This window comes from Limnospira fusiformis SAG 85.79 (assembly GCF_012516315.1).
Taxonomy (GTDB): Bacteria; Cyanobacteriota; Cyanobacteriia; order Cyanobacteriales; family Microcoleaceae; genus Limnospira; species Limnospira fusiformis.
On record NZ_CP051185.1, the window covers coordinates 4,441,954 to 4,456,955 of the forward strand.

Below are 15,002 nucleotides of genomic sequence, written 5' to 3' on the forward strand. Positions count from 1 at the left end.
CATTAGTCAAGGTAGTTAGGACGCAGCTTGGAGAACGGAATCCATGGCATCATGGAGAGAATCAAACTGCTCAATACAATGGCGAATGCGGGCTTTCAACCACGACCAACATTTCTCTATCTTGTTGAGGTCTGGCGAATAAGGTGGTAGATAGAGCAAACGGCATTGAGCCGCCTCCACTAGCTCAGGAATCCGCCCCCCTTTATGAAACGTTGCATTGTCTAGCACTAGAGTCTGACCTGGCTTCAATGTTGGAATTAAGATGAACTCCAACCACAACTCAAACACTGTCCGATTACAACAAGCCTCAAAGCTAAAGGGGGCTAAGAGTTGTTGATGACACCATGGGGCCATATAGCTCACCCTGCCCTGCCTCTTCCCGGATTTTAGGGCATGGAAGCGTTGTCCTTCCTCACGGTAACCATAAGGGTAATCCGAGTCCTGACTATTCATGCCGGCTTCATCGAGGTAGACCACTTCTTGTGGCTCCATCTGTTCAATCTGAGCCATAAACTCCTCTCGCTGTTGCTCATCACCTTCTTGGTAGCCGTAAGTTTTTTTTCTGGTGAAGCCAATTTTCTTCAAGGCTCTGGATATGGTGCGAGGAGAGATATCGTCATCCCAAAGTTGAGCCATCTGAGCTGCGGTTTGATCGCCATGCTCTTGGGCAAAAGCCTTGAATTTCTGCCAGTCGGTAATTTTGTGGTTATTGCCAGGTCGGTGATTAGGTTTAGGGAGGAAGTCTCCGGTCTGTGCTTTTCTTTGCAGCCAGAGATTAATGGTGTTCCTGCTGACATGGAAAACTTGACTGGCTTCTGTTTTGGGCATACCGTCTAGTTCAATGGCATCAATAACTTTTTGTCTGAGGTCGTAACTATAGGGGGCTGGCATTTTTGGTCTTCTTAGTTATCTCGTCCTCTCCATTATACGTCCTAAGTGTTCTGTCTTGTGCTATAGCTCCACTGAGGTTGACTTTACTTAGATTTGCTAAACTGAGATGAGCGCCGCTGAGATCGGCTTCACTAAAATCAGCCCCAATCAGTTGTGCTCTGTTATTGATCTGTGAGGCTCCTACGCCGATGGTAGAGATACTACTACTTTCGGGATGGTTCCTGGTGGTGAGGATAATGCCACGCAGGCTAATTCCTTTAAAGTTTCTCTCTCCTTCTGCATATCGACTGATAAGTTCTGTGGCATCCATAAGTTAGGGCAAAAATCAATCTGGTTTAACCTCCCCTCTGTTATCCAGACTTTTGTTGGCAGAGTTGCCGGAGAATAGTGTCATGGTCTTGATTTTCATCAACCATTGCTTCTGCACCCTTGAGACGATCGCTCAATCCCACAATAAAGCAGTTATAATCTGCCCCTAGGGATTGACAAGTCGTTTGCACACAATGCAAATCACGGCCAGTTAACTGGCTAAAAAATATGCTCAATAACCCCGCCTCTAGGTAGCAAACCGGCCGTTTCCATTCAGGAGCCCCCAGGCTAAAGGGGGAGTGAGTTGTCTTAATCAACAGAAATCCTTGTTGATTATAAGATCCATCTATTTCTAAAGTTCCCCAACCGTGAGTTTTCCAACATTGTTGTAAGCATTGAGTAAATTGTATCATTTCCATACTGCCCAGGGGCTGATGGTAATATTCGGCGATTTCTTCGCAAAATCTAACGTAAAAGTGTTTCCCCCACCAGCGACCACAGTTAAATAGTACCAGACGGGCGGCTTGACCTGTTTCTTGTTCTAAGCCCTTATAAATCGCTCTGACTAGGGTATCCGGTAGGGCTAAAATGCGATCGCCGCGCCGATTTTCTAATAAACCCAGTTCTAAATCACCCCTAACGTAACTATTGAATGCGAAGTAGTTACCGGGGAGTTGAGTTTGTCTAAGCAGTTCATCAATTTCGATCATCGTAGTTCTCCTTATTCTAAGTAATAAGCCATCGCCCGTCTGTAGAGGCTAATCTGAGTGATTCAGTAATGTTTCTTTCGCTAGATTTAGGTAATCTTCCAGGTAAATCATAGCTTTAGGAGAGAGCATTTCTTCCAGCTTACCTTGTAAAAGTTCATAAATTTTGGTTTCAATCGCTTGACTTTGGCGAGTCTTCACAAAACCTCTCAGCCAGTCCAATACATTATTTTTTAGGTACTCCGTATCATCTAGCAACATAGCCATGGCACAATGACGCATAATCAGAATCCAATGTTGTAGAGATTTTTCTACAATAGGCTGTTGTGCATCAGAAAAAGCCGTCTGTAATTTTTCCGCAATAGGTTCAAAAATCGTCGCTTCGCGATCGCGCAAAAATTCGTAGATCTTGAGTCTTTGAGCCAAAGTTGACGTATGGCGTTTAAATTCCTGAAGTTCTTCAGGTTTCAGATAGCGATTTTCAGCTTGAGTCAACAAGCTATTAACATCTGAGGACATAAGTTTTACCTAGGAATTATGGATGTGGAAGTTGGATTATGTGGTCAGATTTTCCCTGATAATTAACTTATAGTTTTAGAACAAATTTACCAGATCGTCGATGGTGACATCATTTTCTGTTTCTGGCGAATTTTCCGCGAAAGAAACCGATGATTTGCTGGGGAAGACTCCCACTTCTGGTGTGCCTTCCCAGACAAACCGATTAAAAAATTCCGCCACAGAAATGCTCAACGTTTCTAAGTCTTCACCCCCCGTATTATTGGGGCTGCTGGAACTTTGGCTAGTTCCTTGCCAGTTAAGATTATTGAAGAATTCCTGAACAGAAATAGATAGCCAGTCCTTGGGTTGGTCAGTCATTATCTTCGCTTTCCATCTTGTAATTTCCGTTGAATGTCGCGGGCTGTTGCTCCTTCGTTAAGCCAGAATGCTGCTGCATCAATGCGATCGGGGTTGCCCAGTAGAAATTTACAGTAAGTTTCCCCCATCGAGTAGCATTGCAGTTCAATGCAACTGAGGGGTTTTTTAACCAGCGTGCTAAAAAATCCCGAAAATAGCCCAGCGTAGATGTGACAGACAGGTTTTCCCACATCTCCGAGACTACGAGCCACAGCCGAGTCGAATAGGTTAATAAAAATGCAGCCATGTTGGCGATCGCTCATATCTACCTCCCATCGTCCCCAACCTTGGGCCGTAAAGGGCCACCACCAGGTTTCTAACAGGAACATGAGGTTAGACTTGCGGATACTACGGCCAAATTCTTCCTCAAACCATTTTTGGAAAAATTCCGCATCTTCTAGTCCCCACTGATGTCCAATCGTGTACATAATCACTGATGAAGCTGGACCAACTTCTTCTTCCAATCCTTCTACCAGACCAATAATAAAATCTTCGCTGGTGAGGATATTGCGGGAGTTATTCCAATCCGTGATCGAACCCGTGGACGATTCCAGGCTAAAAAAATCTTGAAATCTATAATGGTTATGAGCCTTGGGATTATAGCGTTTCAGCAGAGATTCTGTCTGAATTTCGTTGGTAGCCGGGGAAGTTGAGGTCATTTGTATAATACTCCTTTTTAACAGGGGTGGATCCAAAGTAGACTCAAATAAGTTTCTTAATTTTAGGGGATTTTTAGATCCAGTAGGGTTGAAGGAACCGAATACCCATAGCTGGCCAACAGATATCAATCAGCTGATACCCTATCAGTCCCTAGGCTGACCGGAAGTAGATACCCGCCTATTGTTACTGCCATCTATTCTGGCTGATATTCCTGGCTGCGACCCCTAGAGTCATGCTTTGCACCCCAAAGAGCCCCCATAATAGGTCAATTCATCCCTTGACCCCAAGGAATCCTGTTACAGCCTGTTCAGAAATCATCTGATCACCTCTCAAAGTCCCTCTCCCTCTCTGGGAGCCAGATTTAGAAGGAATCCTGTTACAGCCTGTTCAGAAATCATTTGATCACCTCTCAAAGTCCCTCTCCCTTTCTGGGAGCCAGATTTAGAAGGAATCCTGTTACAGCCTGTTCAGAAATCATCTGATCACCTCTCAAAGTCCCTCTCCCTCTCTGGGAGCCAGATTTAGAAGGAATCCTGTTACAGCCTGTTCAGAAATCATCTGATCACCTCTCAAAGTCCCTCTCCCTCTCTAGGAACCAGATTTAGAAGGAATCCTGTTACAGCCTGTTCAGAAATCATCTGATCACCTCTCAAAGTCCCTCTCCCTCTGTGGTAGCCAGATTTAGAAGGAATCCTGTTACAGCCTGTTCAGAAATCATTTGATCACCTCTCAAAGTCCCTCTCCCTCTCTAGGAACCAGATTTAGAAGGAATCCTGTTACAGCCTGTTCAGAAATCATCTGATCACCTCTCAAAGTCCCTCTCCCTCTCTAGGAACCAGATTTAGAAGGAATCCTGTTACAGCCTGTTCAGAAATCATCTGATCACCTCTCAAAGTCCCTCTCCCTCTGTGGTAGCCAGATTTAGAAGGAATCCTGTTACAGCCTGTTCAGAAATCATCTGATCACCTCTCAAAGTCCCTCTCCCTTTCTGGGAGCCAGATTTAGAAGGAATCCTGTTACAGCCTGTTCAGAAATCATCTGATCACCTCTCAAAGTCCCTCTCCCTTTCTGGGAGCCAGATTTAGAAGGAATCCTGTTACAGCCTGTTCAGAAATCATCTGATCACCTCTCAAAGTCCCTCTCCCTCTGTGGTAGCCAGATTTAGAAGGAATCCTGTTACAGCCTGTTCAGAAATCATCTGATCACCTCTCAAAGTCCCTCTCCCTTTCTGGGAGCCAGATTTAGAAGGAATCCTGTTACAGCCTGTTCAGAAATCATCTGATCACCTCTCAAAGTCCCTCTCCCTTTCTGGGAGCCAGATTTAGAAGGAATCCTGTTACAGCCTGTTCAGAAATCATCTGATCACCTCTCAAAGTCCCTCTCCCTTTCTGGGAGCCAGATTTAGAAGGAATCCTGTTACAGCCTGTTCAGAAATCATCTGATCACCTCTCAAAGTCCCTCTCCCTTTCTGGGAGAGGGATTTAGGGTGAGGGCAATGTATTAAGCGACTGGTGAACAAGCTGTATCCAACCAAGGGGTTGAAATTCCTGCCCGGCAGTTTTTAGGCTAAACCCCACCCAGAATAGATAGTATATACACCCTTTTTACTAATTTAACTGAACGCGCCTGATGATGGCTGCCAAGTACCCCACCCTCAACCTAGTAGCGTGGGGTAACAACCCCCAAGAACTAACGCTTTTGATACCAGCGTGTTTCAACTGTCTGGTTAGGCGTAAATTCCGACACTTCCCGCCCTATTTGAAACTCCGCCGACGGCAAAAGGTTTAGACAAGCATTAACAGTGCCGTCATGGAATGTCTCGCATTCAGGAAAAGTCCATTCTCTCTTTCAGGCAGTTAAATCATCTTTGATATATCCACAATTATAACATATTTTATAATTCGGAAATCATCCACCCCTCCAGCCAATTAACAGCAGTAGCGTTAACAGTTCCCATCTACCCTAATCTGTTGGGCAAATTGGCGATTGTTTACCAGGAATTTGATTGGCAAGTATTCGCCACTAATAGCTTGGTTTTTGCACCTTAGTTATCGACTAATTTTAGGCTGGGAATCTCATCGTTTATTCGCGACTTTTTCCTTGATTTTAGCTACCATAATCCTGCCTTTTCGGCGATTATTACAGCCTGGGAATTTTCGACTTAGCCTCCTTTGTCTAATTCTCAAGCGTCTTAATCAACTGTTTCCGGCTTGGAGGTAATGGCAAAAATTTTTCACCCAAAGTCCGCGCCGATTTTCCCCCCATTTAAAGGACCTACAGCCTGTTCAGAAATCATCTGATCACCTGTCAAAGTCCCTCTTCCTCTCTGGGAGCCAGATTTAGGGTGAGGGTAATGTATTAAGCAACTGGTGAACAAGCTGTAATGGGATTTATAATTCCGTAACCATACCGCCTATTGACCCGATGGTGTTTGAGTGACTGTAACGCTTTGGATTTACCCTTCAATTTCTCCATGAGTGACCATTTGAATCCGGGTCATTTTCCGCAATTCAGCTCGCCGTTTTCAGTGATTGAGAAATCTTGAGGAACCCTAAAAGACTGTTGATGTCAGCCTTAATGGTGGAAATTTACTCATACTTTCCAAACATCTAACCTCAGCCGTTTATACATCTTTTAAAGTTGGCGCGAACGGTGGGAAATTAACTTCTGGGAACCATTCATATTGCCTCCTTGGTTTTGACATCGGTAGTTAAGCGCAAAACATGGTTATAGACCAACCGAGAATCACCAAAACATTGGGCGAAAAATGCTTTTTGTGGTGGATTCGGATAGAGCCGAAAACGGTATGCCTTATTACCCATGTCTGATACCTGTACCTCCTCCAACCCATCATAGCATAGCCTATCTATTTGGATTCAAAAAGTTAAGTTAAGTTTTGTCGTCCGAACTGACGTTAATATATTGGTCTGGCATTAATTCTCGTAACCATAGCGCATTCTCCCCGACATTTTCCATAAGTTTCTGATCTAGTTGATGGAGTCTGGCTAAAGCGATCGATATTCAGACCGGGGAAAATGCGACTTTGAATAGTAACCAGGACAAAAAGAAATCCAGAATAAAGATAGCCAGCAGGGACGTGACTACAGCAGTTGTAGTTGATTGTCCGACTCCTTTAGCGCCTCCCGTCGTCGTCAGACCCCAACTGGTTCCAATCACAGCGATCGCCCACCCAAAGACCACCGACTTAATTTCCGCGCTAATCAAATCCCACAATCCCATTAAATCTCGAATCGAATCGAGGAACAGCACCGATGGTATATTGTAAAAACTGGTAGCTATGAGTAACCCACCTGCTAACCCCGTAATCAGACAAATGATGGTCAGTAGGGGAAGCATGAGAGAACAAGCCAGGACACGGGGAATCACCAGATAGTCCACCGGGTCAGTTTTCATAATATACAGCGCATCAATTTGTTCTGTAACTCGCATAGTTCCCAATTCAGCAGCAAAAGCCGAACAGACCCTTCCCGCAATAATCACAGAAGTGAGAACCGGGGTAAGTTCACGGCTGAGAGACAAAGCCAGAATTCCTCCCACCAAGTGACCTGCGCCCAGGGTAATAAATTCCTGTGCCACTTGAATAGTGAACACCATACCCACGAAACTAGCCGTCAGCAGGGCGATAAATAACGATTCTGGACCAACGATCGCCATTTGTTCTAGGGTATTGCGGCGGTGAATTTTCCCCTGTAGGATGTGCAGCAGAACCTGTCCCCCCAAAAACAGCGAGGCGATAAAGCGTTGAGTCCAAATACCAAGGCTAGAACGGGTTTTAGTAGGATTCAAGGAACTGACCAGGGTTGTTGTAGCAAATTGTATACTTCGTGGCTAGTAGCCGTAGTCCGATGATATCATTATATCAAATTTCCTATCATTTCCGCATCCGCCCGTCCCCCGTTGGTGGTTGCCAAGCTGAATTTTAGATCCAATTTAGTCTAGGATTAAGTGGAAATTGTTATTTTCGAGTTGGGGAAATTAGGATAAATGGCGGATATTGTAGATATAGCAGTGAGTGCCGGGTGTTTCACCACCTTGGTGGCAGCGGTACAGGCAGCGGGATTAGTGGAAACCCTGAAAACTCCCGGTCCTTTTACCGTTTTTGCGCCCCATGATGATGCTTTTGCGAAACTCCCCCCCGGAACTGTTCAGACCTTAGTGCAGAACCCACCCCAGTTAGCGCGGATTTTAACATATCATGTGGCTGCTGGCAAGTTCCTGAAGGCAGACCTAGAAAAACTGGATTATTTAACTTCGGTGGAAGGTGCGCCTATTTCTCTGAATTTTACCGAGGGATTTGAGGTTAAAAATGCCACAGTTATCAACCCCGATATTGAAGCAGACAATGGGGTGATTCATGTGATTGATACAGTCATTTTAATGGGGTGATATTCCCAGTTACCAATACCGGAAAAATCCCCGCCCACCCCCCAGGTTTAAGTAGACAATCAAGGCAGTTGTAGTCAGTGCATTCGTGGCAGGATAACCATGGATTTAAATAGGTTGATTAGTTTGAATAGTCCGCTATTGGGGGGAACCGCTTTGTTGGGGTTGGGTGCTATTGTCACCGGAGGGGTAGCCGGTTCGGCGGCGGGGTTAGCAGTTCCCGTGTTAGCCGGATTTTCTAACTTTTTCGCGGGGATGACCGGGAATAATTAGCGAATCCCCAAGCCTTCAGTCCCATCGCCAACGTGAGCAAGGATGTCGTGAACTTCAGGTCGAGAAAAAACTGTCGGCAAGCGTTTGGGGCGTTGGGGTCGCTCGATTGATTCAATATCTGGTAAGTCGAGGTACAGGAGTTGGCGGTAAAGAAAGAGCAGGGCACTGAGGGCAATGTTTTGAGTGGAAGCGGCAATTTTCTGATCGAGAGCGAGGCGGGATAGGTAGGCGCATACTTCTGGTGCTCCCATATCTTGGGGGTGGCGCTTCTGATCAAACAGGATCAAGTCTCGGAGGTAGTACAGGTACGATTTTTCAGTTTTGCGACTGAGATGCCGAAAGCGGGCTGTCTAGCAAACGAGATCGAGGAGTTTAGGTTGCTGTGGTCTTTTCATGACGCTGGCTGCGGGAAAAGTCTCTCAATTGGGGTTTTATCGGGCAGTTACGGGATAACCCCATACTATCGGATAGACCGCAAGCACTTGACAACACCGCCTCAGAAGAAGTTATAATGTAGGTGCGGTCTAGTACACGGTTAGACAGATTAAAGCCCTGGTAAAGACAGTACAAAAAGGTGATCTATGGGAAAGACTCATTTCAAGGAATATCTAAAACTGACCCACTCAAACAATTCTATAGATTTTTGTTTCAGGAGGGGAAGTGCTCTATAAGTTCTGGCTACTGCTCATCATAGTCTTTTCAGTAGGCGTAGGAGGAACTACGGTCGTCTGCAAGTGGGACGACATTAATTACGCCTTAAAAGGAAAAAAAATTGCAGTTTTAGGTGCAAGAGCAGTTGGTAAAACAACTCTTTTAAAGTATCTAGAGAAGGGGATTTTGATTGAGAGGTATAAACAAACTCTCGACAAAGAAGAAGTAGAAAGAACAAGAATTAAACTGGGGGACTTAGACATTCGTCTAAGAAAAACAGACGACGTTTCAGGAGATCAATCTGCATATGGGGGATGGAAAAAATTGTTTGATGAATCTGATTTAATTCTTTATATTGTCCGAACCGATGATTTGTTGAAGCGTGATCCAGCTACAGAGAAGCGTTGTGAGGATGATTTTAAGCAAATACAAGGGTGGATCAAAGAGTCTAAAAGAAGAAAGCAATTCTTTATCGTTGGAAACCATTGGAGTGATGATCCTGAATTTAAGAGTCTTGGTCCTGATCAAATGGGAAATTATGTTGATCGATTTATGGCATTACCAGTAGTTAAGACGATGACTCAACGTGCTGGTGGGGCGGCTACAGTTAAAGTTGCTCTTGGCAGTTTAGCAACAGAACGTGATGCAGACTTTTTGATTACAAGAATTTTTAAGCAGGTGGAGAAATGAAAAAATTATTTTTCTGGGCGCAAAGCCTTGATAATAAAGCTCCCGACTTAATTTGGGAAGATTCTGAAGAATTATCTGATCAACTGCTTCGGCAACAAGTTATTTCTGAAATCTATGAAGTTCCAGGCAGAAAAACAACGTTACCTTCAGCTACCTCAGAGATTACAGTTCGTTTTAGTGATCCTAAATTTGTTGTAGAAGCTTTACCCACTGAAAAAGACCAGGCCAATCGTTCTGCCCCTATTGTAATTTATGGGGAATTACCGAAAGAACTCTCTAACGAATGGATCGAGAGTAGTTGTACCAAAATTAGTGATATTGTTTCTGATAAACTCAATCGTACTTTGAGTAAAGATGCAGTAACAGCAATACAAGGATGGTTTATTGAAATTTTGGAAGCAAAAAAAAAGAAGGTCGAGGTGCAACAGCAAACTATCAGTCTAGTCACGGTCTTTTTCGCTCCGTTGTTAATAGGCTGGCTGCTCCAAACCAAAGAGATTCAACCAAGTCTTTTACAGATGGCGGGATTAATCGCTTTAAACAATTTATTGGTGATGTCACTTCAGACTTTTTTAATCAACAGACCTCGCAGAAAAAACAGGACAATATAAATCAAGGACAGGACGAACGGAATTATTCCAAGCAAGAGTCTAAACAGATGAATCTCGATACCATTCCACCCAGAAAAAGAAGAGCTATTTTAGTTATTTCCCCTGATGAGTTCACTAGATTAGAGTACACCCCTCAAGGCAATGAGCTTATTCTCAATGAGCAAGTTCACCTTTTGGTTATTACAGATAAAGTAGAAGGTTCATTAGCTAATAAACTAGAAAGTAGTGGGCTGTTAGAATCAGGTAGCTTACTCATTCAAAACCCTTATGATCCTTCAGATTATGCCTCCCTTGATAAAGCATCTTCAACTTTTGCATTAGCAAAATACTTCCATTTTACTACTTTATGCGGTTTACTAGGTGCGCGGGAAGTTACGGTGGAACAAATTGAGGTAAAAACTTCAAAGGGTAAACAATTGTTCAGGGGATCTCTCGATAGCCTGTATGCTAAAGGAAATATTGAAGGAAAAAACAAAACCTTTGAGGAAATGCGTAACAATCTCAGAATTAAAAGTAGCTTTGATGGTGGACCACCAGATTTAGAGGCAGCCGATTTGCATCTTCGTCAATATAATCTGCTAAATGATATAGCAATGAAGTCGCTTATAGATCAAAGAAAGGGAAGTAATCCAATTAAGAGTCGGGAATTAACCTTAAGTCTTAGTGAGGAGTCTAGAAAAACTCTAAAAGTTATCTCTGACCTCAAAATACCAATTTATGGGGATCTACAGCCTCAATTGGAACAAGCGAAGAAGGAAACATATGAGTTTACTTTAACAATTAAGGTTTATTTTTAGCTACTATAAACTAAGGAATTTTAATTCAGCCTAACTCCACTTTTATTCCCACAACCTTAAATGAAGTTGCCGGATGTTGGAAATATCAAGGTTCCCCCAAAACCCTAGAAGATATGGAAACTGCCATTGCCCAAGGTATTCAAGAGCAATGGCATGATTAGCATCGATGTGAATTTTCTAGTGAGCAAAACGGGATGCTCCCGCCGTGGGTGGGTTGCTGACTCCTGATCAAGGCAAAGTTAAAAGGTTTGGAGTGATAACTTTAGCCATCATCGGGTAAGCATTGCCAAAGCGATGACCACTAACTTAGATCGCTACTGTTTCAAAGGCAATGCGTATGGGATTATCAGAATGCGGTAAAAAGTTGAGCTTTTCAAACCCAATCACTTGCCCCTGTTGATCCTTCATTAAAATCACCTCATCCCCCGTTTCTTCGGCTTCCACCTCATCTTGAGGATTACCAAACCAGACAACAAGTGTATTGCCGGTGCGGTCATAGAATACTTTTACTTCTGCCATAATTGCTCTCCTTCCTTAATAGCACTGGTTCGATAGGCTGTGATTAAAAATCCTTCTCCATTTAAGCGTCTAGTCACCGCACAGACCCAACGTTTTGTACCATCATTACGGTAGAATAGGTAAACCTGAGCATCAGTCTTACTAAGACGAACTTCGTCTGGGTCGCTTAATGTATTTTGTACGTTGGTCAAGCGGTTGCTCATGATTGGATGCTTAACGGTGACAATAAACTGCCAATACTCGGCAGTTGTGCGAACGGAGAAGCCAAGAGGGGTGACGATTTCAAAGAGGATTTCAGGATTCGATGAGGAATCATCGTTCATATTCTAGCGGTTTTGTCGTCATAGAATATCTCGCTCAATACTAGGATTCAATTCATGATAGGCTGCTTCTAACGATCAGACCCTGGAACTGTGGTGGAACTTAGCAACAGGTAAACCATTAGCCACCTTTACCGGGGAAGGTGCGATGAAGTCCTGTGCCGTTGCACCGGATGGGGTGACGGTGGTGGCGGGGGATAATGTGGGTCGGGTGCATTTTCTGCGGTTGGAGGGGTTGAGGGGTTAAGATCACTGTGGACTATCTAATTTTGTTAGAATTACCGAAATATCTCAACTGATTCACTCATGGAAATTGCCAAAGTCTCCGAAACAGGACAGATTATCATTCCACCAGAAATGCGGAAACTCTATAGCTTGGAGGTGGGGACAGAAATCATCTTGACCGATACAGGAAACGGGATTTTAATTCAGCCCAAACCGCCTTTTCCTCTTACTACTTTAAATGAAGTAGCGGGGTGTTTGAAGTATAACGGTTCACCCAAAACCTTAGAGGATATGGAAGCGGCTATTCGCCAAGGCATTCAGGAGCAATGGCATGATTGCAGTTGATACCAATATTGTAGTTCGGCTTCTGACTCAAGATGATCCAGTCCAATATCAAAAAAGTCTAGAACTTTTTCAAAACCCGGAAATCTTCATTTCCCACACCGTTATCCTAGAAACCGAATGGGTGCTGAGATTTGCTTATAAGTTTAAACGGAATCAAGTTTGTTCGGCTTTACGGAAACTTGTGGGATTACCAAATGTTTACTTAACTAATCCGATGTTAGTTCATCAAGCCCTACTGTGGCATGAAAATGGTTTGGATTTTGCCGATGCTTTGCATCTAGCCCAAAGTCAAGATTGCCAGCAATTCTACACCTTTGATGAAAAATTCATTAAAAATGCCAGAGAGCTAACCAATTGTGAGGTCAAAAAACCAGGGGATTAAGAAGAGATAATAAAAATGGTGGGACAGGTGTATTTTCTGCGGTTGGAGGGGTGGAGGGGTTGAGAAACGGGGTTGCTTAACCCGATGGGAGTGAGGCGGCAAAGGTTAGGGCAGAAACTGAGTTTATGGGATGTGGGTAGAGGGCAAGAAACCAGGTTGCTGGGACGATTTGAGCAAAGCCTCAAGGACAGTCAACCCTATAATGGAGAAGCACATTTTCTGGAGAGGACTCTATGTTACTCAGCGAACTGTTACCTACCGTTAATCAGTTATCTCATCAAGATAAACTTCGACTGATCCACTTTCTCCTCTTGGCAGTCGCTAAGGAGGAAGGGTGTAGCCTAGAACTAACCAGAGAAGTTGACTCAGCGAATGAGTTGCTCCAGCAGCTTGCATCGACTGACGTGGCAGGATAACCATGGATTTAAATAGGTTGATTCTTTTGAATAGTCGGCTATTGGGGGGAACCGCTTTGTTGGGGTTGGGTGCTATTGTCACCGGAGGATTAAGCGGCCCTGTTTTAGCCCTGGGGACTAATGTTACCTATGGCTTAATTGCTAACAACCTAGGCACATTAATAGACCGATTACGCAGCCAGAGTAGCGATGTTCTGCGGAATGAAGATATCGCCAAAGCCGCAGGACGCACGGTAGCCAAAGCCTTGACGGAAAAAATCAGCCCCAAGTATCCCGATATTCGGAAGTCCTTAGATAAATTTGGGGACAATATCGAGGGTTATTGGGTGGAATGGGCGGAACAAGCCCAAACCCTGAACCTGTTTGAAACCCTCCAAGAACAGCAATTATATCAGATTTTCTGCCAACCACCGGAGCAGTTTACCGAGTATCAGGTTCTACCGGAACCGGAATGGCGGGAGGTGGTCACTTGGTTATTCCAACAGGGATGTGAGAGAGGGGTTTTGGGGGATACCCCGGAGAGTTATCAAGATGTCATCACCGACTTGGCGGCGGAATTAGCCGTTAACTTCAATAAACACTTGCGCCAAGTCCTGAAAGACGATGCCAACAACGGCGGGAAAGCCTTTGTGGGGATGTTATTTGACCTCCACGGGGCGACCTTGGCACAAATTGCCGAAATTCGGGAGGTTTTACCCCAACTCGCCACCCGTCAGGATATGCGCCGGATATTAGCCGCCATTTCCCAATTACAAAACCCGAACCCCCCCGCACCCGCCACCCCTTGGCACGGTTTAGGGGCTGTGGATACCGTTCCCCAACCTCCCCCTCATTTTCTCCCCCGTCCTGAAGATATGGCGGCTTTAAAAGAACGACTGTTGACCCCACTTCTCAGGCTCTCTATCCCCTGGGTACGTTGACGACGTTGTTTTCCTTCCCGATGATTATTTCGGCATATTTCACCTATCGCTATCTCGCCCGCCTCCCGCAGGGATAATCAGGGCTGACCCTATCTACACCCAGTCTTTCATAATATCCGAGTTAGACCGCAAGCGCTTGACAACACCCTGCTGATGTCTTATAATCGTTTTGGGTTCTAATACATATAGCAGTCCTAAATGATTTGTCCCTAACCCTCTCCCGTTCTTAGCCGCCGACGGTTGGGGTCCGCCATCGTCTTCCACAACTGATTTAGGATGGCTATAGTTATGCAAATGCACCTAATACTGGCTAGAATTAATAGCTGTATTAAAAAAGCTGGAGGCTCTTCTTGATCAAGTATGTGGTCAACACTCCAAAAGGCGGTGTTGGAAAGACGACGATATCGACCAATCTAGCGCTCATGCTCGCCGCCAGACAGAAAAGAGTGTGGGCATTGGATCTAGCTCAGGGCAGCATAATGACTAGGATACTGTCAAATAGTCCTGTTTTTCAGGGTGGCTCATGCAAGATTGATACACGTGAAGGTCAGCAGCTTCCGATTAATTTTCCTGGGGCGAAAGCTTTTGATTATATGGTCGTCGATACAGACGACTATTGGGAGTACCTAAAAGATCTGTTAGAACAGGTAAATCGAGGATGGCGGCTGATTGCTCCGGTGCCTCCAGATGATGAGCTTGCACTAGATCGCGTTCCGGGTGATCTGAGCATACTTGCAGCAGCCGCCATGTCACAAGACAAGAATATCCCGTTCAAGATAGTTGCCAATAAGGTCACTACGTCCGATCAGAAACAACGACTTTATGAGGCATTACAGAAAACTGGTATTGCATCGCGCCTATCCGAGTACGTTGTACCGCTTGTAGAGGGGCATCCGGGCTCCTTTTATGAGAACTCTGCTTTTGCAAAAGCACTCGATGGTGTATTGAGCGAATTAGGATAAGTCCT

At 44.6% G+C, this 15,002-nt stretch carries 21 protein-coding genes and 2 pseudogenes; 12 read left to right on the top strand and 11 right to left on the bottom strand.

The features are described from left to right. Positions 1-15 precede the first annotated feature (15 nt). The 8 genes from HFV01_RS20835 to HFV01_RS20870 form a co-directional block, all read right to left on the bottom strand. Positions 16-891, bottom strand: coding sequence for an IS630 family transposase (locus HFV01_RS20835; RefSeq protein ID WP_108614760.1), 876 nt, complete (start codon positions 889-891; stop codon positions 16-18). Continuing rightward, positions 875-1,201, bottom strand: coding sequence for a pentapeptide repeat-containing protein (locus tag HFV01_RS20840; protein ID WP_318285842.1), 327 nt, complete (start codon positions 1,199-1,201; stop codon positions 875-877). The genes HFV01_RS20835 and HFV01_RS20840 overlap by 17 nt, the downstream gene beginning before the upstream one ends. A gap of 40 nt (positions 1,202-1,241) precedes the next feature. Continuing rightward, positions 1,242-1,910 (bottom strand): V4R domain-containing protein, encoded by a 669-nt coding sequence (locus HFV01_RS20845; RefSeq protein WP_006621118.1) that lies wholly within the window; start codon positions 1,908-1,910, stop codon positions 1,242-1,244. Positions 1,911-1,958: 48 nt separating this feature from the next. Then, on the bottom strand, positions 1,959-2,426 hold the full coding sequence (locus HFV01_RS20850; RefSeq protein ID WP_006669883.1) for a bilin-binding protein: 468 nt from the start codon (positions 2,424-2,426) through the stop codon (positions 1,959-1,961). Positions 2,427-2,501: 75 nt separating this feature from the next. After that, the gene (locus HFV01_RS20855; protein WP_006621120.1) at positions 2,502-2,783 is read right to left on the bottom strand and encodes a hypothetical protein; all 282 of its coding nucleotides are present in this window, start codon (positions 2,781-2,783) and stop codon (positions 2,502-2,504) included. After that, the gene (locus HFV01_RS20860; protein WP_006669884.1) at positions 2,783-3,481 is read right to left on the bottom strand and encodes a V4R domain-containing protein; all 699 of its coding nucleotides are present in this window, start codon (positions 3,479-3,481) and stop codon (positions 2,783-2,785) included. Before HFV01_RS20860 ends, HFV01_RS20855 begins: the two co-directional genes overlap by 1 nt. 2,679 nt (positions 3,482-6,160) lie before the next feature. Beyond that, positions 6,161-6,304 carry a helix-turn-helix domain-containing protein gene (locus tag HFV01_RS20865; RefSeq protein WP_081587645.1) on the bottom strand — a complete coding sequence of 48 codons (144 nt, stop codon included), beginning with the start codon at positions 6,302-6,304 and terminating at the stop codon, positions 6,161-6,163. A 199-nt stretch (positions 6,305-6,503) separates the two neighbouring features. Continuing rightward, positions 6,504-7,289 (bottom strand): MlaE family lipid ABC transporter permease subunit, encoded by a 786-nt coding sequence (locus tag HFV01_RS20870; RefSeq protein WP_006621123.1) that lies wholly within the window; start codon positions 7,287-7,289, stop codon positions 6,504-6,506. A gap of 198 nt (positions 7,290-7,487) precedes the next feature. Here HFV01_RS20870 and HFV01_RS20875 point away from each other — a divergent pair, with 198 nt between their 5' ends. Continuing rightward, positions 7,488-7,889 (top strand): fasciclin domain-containing protein, encoded by a 402-nt coding sequence (locus HFV01_RS20875; RefSeq protein ID WP_006621124.1) that lies wholly within the window; start codon positions 7,488-7,490, stop codon positions 7,887-7,889. Positions 7,890-7,988: 99 nt separating this feature from the next. Continuing rightward, positions 7,989-8,159 carry a hypothetical protein gene (locus tag HFV01_RS20880; RefSeq protein ID WP_193520353.1) on the top strand — a complete coding sequence of 57 codons (171 nt, stop codon included), beginning with the start codon at positions 7,989-7,991 and terminating at the stop codon, positions 8,157-8,159. Here the strand turns inward: HFV01_RS20880 and HFV01_RS20885 are convergent. Then, positions 8,156-8,491 (bottom strand): annotated as a pseudogene (locus HFV01_RS20885) (phage integrase N-terminal SAM-like domain-containing protein); the annotation flags it as partial. The gene HFV01_RS20880 and the pseudogene HFV01_RS20885 overlap by 4 nt on opposite strands. A 328-nt stretch (positions 8,492-8,819) precedes the next feature. Between HFV01_RS20885 and HFV01_RS20890 the strand changes: the two are divergent. From HFV01_RS20890 to HFV01_RS31045, 4 genes and pseudogenes are all read left to right on the top strand, one after another. Continuing rightward, entirely contained in the window at positions 8,820-9,500 is a 681-nt protein-coding gene (locus HFV01_RS20890; RefSeq protein WP_187758751.1) for a GTPase domain-containing protein, read from the top strand. After that, the gene (locus tag HFV01_RS20895; protein ID WP_046319947.1) at positions 9,497-10,111 is read left to right on the top strand and encodes a hypothetical protein; all 615 of its coding nucleotides are present in this window, start codon (positions 9,497-9,499) and stop codon (positions 10,109-10,111) included. The genes HFV01_RS20890 and HFV01_RS20895 overlap by 4 nt, the downstream gene beginning before the upstream one ends. A 47-nt stretch (positions 10,112-10,158) precedes the next feature. Further along, the gene (locus tag HFV01_RS20900; RefSeq protein WP_046319949.1) at positions 10,159-10,908 is read left to right on the top strand and encodes a hypothetical protein; all 750 of its coding nucleotides are present in this window, start codon (positions 10,159-10,161) and stop codon (positions 10,906-10,908) included. A 14-nt stretch (positions 10,909-10,922) separates the two neighbouring features. After that, positions 10,923-11,069 (top strand): annotated as a pseudogene (locus HFV01_RS31045) (AbrB/MazE/SpoVT family DNA-binding domain-containing protein); the annotation flags it as partial. Between the two features lie 145 nt (positions 11,070-11,214). Here the strand turns inward: HFV01_RS31045 and HFV01_RS20905 are convergent. Both HFV01_RS20905 and HFV01_RS31050 read right to left on the bottom strand, forming a co-directional pair. Then, positions 11,215-11,427, bottom strand: coding sequence for a DUF2283 domain-containing protein (locus tag HFV01_RS20905; protein ID WP_046319951.1), 213 nt, complete (start codon positions 11,425-11,427; stop codon positions 11,215-11,217). Beyond that, positions 11,415-11,750 (bottom strand): hypothetical protein, encoded by a 336-nt coding sequence (locus HFV01_RS31050; RefSeq protein WP_046319953.1) that lies wholly within the window; start codon positions 11,748-11,750, stop codon positions 11,415-11,417. Before HFV01_RS31050 ends, HFV01_RS20905 begins: the two co-directional genes overlap by 13 nt. Before the next feature lie 145 nt (positions 11,751-11,895). Here HFV01_RS31050 and HFV01_RS31055 point away from each other — a divergent pair, with 145 nt between their 5' ends. The 6 genes from HFV01_RS31055 (at position 11,896) to HFV01_RS20940 (ending at position 14,997) form a co-directional block, all read left to right on the top strand. Further along, complete coding sequence (locus tag HFV01_RS31055) at positions 11,896-11,994, top strand: N-acetylglucosamine kinase (RefSeq protein ID WP_318285844.1); 99 nt, start codon at positions 11,896-11,898, stop codon at positions 11,992-11,994. A gap of 59 nt (positions 11,995-12,053) precedes the next feature. After that, positions 12,054-12,317, top strand: a complete 264-nt coding sequence (locus HFV01_RS20920) for an AbrB/MazE/SpoVT family DNA-binding domain-containing protein (RefSeq protein ID WP_006669890.1) — start codon at positions 12,054-12,056, stop codon at positions 12,315-12,317. Further along, positions 12,304-12,699 carry a type II toxin-antitoxin system VapC family toxin gene (locus HFV01_RS20925; RefSeq protein WP_006669891.1) on the top strand — a complete coding sequence of 132 codons (396 nt, stop codon included), beginning with the start codon at positions 12,304-12,306 and terminating at the stop codon, positions 12,697-12,699. The genes HFV01_RS20920 and HFV01_RS20925 overlap by 14 nt, the downstream gene beginning before the upstream one ends. Before the next feature lie 233 nt (positions 12,700-12,932). Then, positions 12,933-13,115: a hypothetical protein gene (locus tag HFV01_RS20930; RefSeq protein WP_006669892.1), complete on the top strand. Its 183-nt coding sequence runs from the start codon at positions 12,933-12,935 to the stop codon at positions 13,113-13,115. A gap of 2 nt (positions 13,116-13,117) precedes the next feature. Next, positions 13,118-14,035: a hypothetical protein gene (locus tag HFV01_RS20935; RefSeq protein WP_318285845.1), complete on the top strand. Its 918-nt coding sequence runs from the start codon at positions 13,118-13,120 to the stop codon at positions 14,033-14,035. 350 nt (positions 14,036-14,385) lie between these two features. After that, entirely contained in the window at positions 14,386-14,997 is a 612-nt protein-coding gene (locus HFV01_RS20940) for a nucleotide-binding protein (protein ID WP_006621127.1), read from the top strand. Positions 14,998-15,002 lie beyond the last annotated feature (5 nt).

Bases quoted from the DNA above. Each gene is read 5' to 3' on its own strand.
- HFV01_RS20925 (WP_006669891.1), top strand. From the start codon at position 12,304: ATGATTGCAGTTGATACCAATATTGTAGTTCGGCTTCTGACTCAAGAT.
- HFV01_RS20920 (WP_006669890.1), top strand. From the start codon at position 12,054: ATGGAAATTGCCAAAGTCTCCGAAACAGGACAGATTATCATTCCACCA.
- HFV01_RS20845 (WP_006621118.1), bottom strand. From the start codon at position 1,910: ATGATCGAAATTGATGAACTGCTTAGACAAACTCAACTCCCCGGTAAC.
- HFV01_RS20935 (WP_318285845.1), top strand. From the start codon at position 13,118: ATGGATTTAAATAGGTTGATTCTTTTGAATAGTCGGCTATTGGGGGGA.
- HFV01_RS20900 (WP_046319949.1), top strand. From the start codon at position 10,159: ATGAATCTCGATACCATTCCACCCAGAAAAAGAAGAGCTATTTTAGTT.
- HFV01_RS31050 (WP_046319953.1), bottom strand. From the start codon at position 11,750: ATGAACGATGATTCCTCATCGAATCCTGAAATCCTCTTTGAAATCGTC.
- HFV01_RS20855 (WP_006621120.1), bottom strand. From the start codon at position 2,783: ATGACTGACCAACCCAAGGACTGGCTATCTATTTCTGTTCAGGAATTC.
- HFV01_RS20850 (WP_006669883.1), bottom strand. From the start codon at position 2,426: ATGTCCTCAGATGTTAATAGCTTGTTGACTCAAGCTGAAAATCGCTAT.
- HFV01_RS20880 (WP_193520353.1), top strand. From the start codon at position 7,989: ATGGATTTAAATAGGTTGATTAGTTTGAATAGTCCGCTATTGGGGGGA.
- HFV01_RS20895 (WP_046319947.1), top strand. From the start codon at position 9,497: ATGAAAAAATTATTTTTCTGGGCGCAAAGCCTTGATAATAAAGCTCCC.
- HFV01_RS20840 (WP_318285842.1), bottom strand. From the start codon at position 1,201: ATGGATGCCACAGAACTTATCAGTCGATATGCAGAAGGAGAGAGAAAC.
- HFV01_RS20930 (WP_006669892.1), top strand. From the start codon at position 12,933: ATGTTACTCAGCGAACTGTTACCTACCGTTAATCAGTTATCTCATCAA.
- HFV01_RS20865 (WP_081587645.1), bottom strand. From the start codon at position 6,304: ATGGGTAATAAGGCATACCGTTTTCGGCTCTATCCGAATCCACCACAA.
- HFV01_RS31055 (WP_318285844.1), top strand. From the start codon at position 11,896: ATGAAGTCCTGTGCCGTTGCACCGGATGGGGTGACGGTGGTGGCGGGG.
- HFV01_RS20860 (WP_006669884.1), bottom strand. From the start codon at position 3,481: ATGACCTCAACTTCCCCGGCTACCAACGAAATTCAGACAGAATCTCTG.
- HFV01_RS20835 (WP_108614760.1), bottom strand. From the start codon at position 891: ATGCCAGCCCCCTATAGTTACGACCTCAGACAAAAAGTTATTGATGCC.
- HFV01_RS20875 (WP_006621124.1), top strand. From the start codon at position 7,488: ATGGCGGATATTGTAGATATAGCAGTGAGTGCCGGGTGTTTCACCACC.
- HFV01_RS20905 (WP_046319951.1), bottom strand. From the start codon at position 11,427: ATGGCAGAAGTAAAAGTATTCTATGACCGCACCGGCAATACACTTGTT.